Genomic DNA, 706 nt, shown 5'->3' on the forward strand with positions numbered 1-706 from the left:
AGCATGCCGCGGGCAAGATCGAGCAGCGCTGGTACGAGGTGAAGGACCGCGAACGCCTGCATGCCGTCTCGCAGCTGCTGAACCACTTCCGGCCGGAATCCGCGATCGCCTTCTGCAACACCAAGCAGCAGTGCCGCGATCTGGTGGACGTGCTCGCGGCGCAGGGCTTCAGCGCCCTGGCCCTGCACGGCGACCTGGAGCAGCGCGACCGCGACCAGGTGCTGGTGCAGTTCGCCAACCGCAGCTGCAGCGTGCTCGTGGCGACCGACGTGGCCGCGCGCGGCATCGACATCGCCGGGCTGCAGGCCGTCATCAACGTGGACGTGGCCCCCGATCCGGAAGTGCACATCCACCGCATCGGGCGCACCGGACGCGCCGACGCGGAGGGCCTGGCGCTGAGCCTCGCGAGCCTGCCCGAGATGGGGCAGGTGGGCCGCATCGAGGTGCTGCAGGGCCGCCCGTCGGAATGGCATCCGCTGGACGGGCTCGCGCCCGCGCCGGGCGGGCCGCTGCAGCCACCCATGGCCACCATCCAGATCATCGGCGGCCGCAAGGAGAAGATCCGCGCGGGCGACGTGCTGGGCGCGCTCACCGGGGAGATGGGCTTCACGCGCGAGCAGGTCGGCAAGATCAACGTGAACGACTTCTCCACCTACGTGGCGGTGGAGCGCAGCGTGGCCCGGCTGGCCGCGCAGCGGCTGTCCTC

General features: G+C 71.4%; 1 protein-coding gene. It reads left to right on the top strand.

Going from position 1 to position 706, the window contains the following annotated elements; genetic code table 11:
* The coding region (locus FJV41_RS57045; protein WP_181791531.1) for a helicase-related protein at positions 1 to 706 on the top strand (706 nt) is incomplete at both ends.

Origin of the sequence: Myxococcus llanfairpwllgwyngyllgogerychwyrndrobwllllantysiliogogogochensis (assembly GCF_006636215.1) — a bacterium.
GTDB classification, from domain to species: Bacteria; Myxococcota; Myxococcia; order Myxococcales; family Myxococcaceae; genus Myxococcus; species Myxococcus llanfairpwllgwyngyllgogerychwyrndrobwllllantysiliogogogochensis.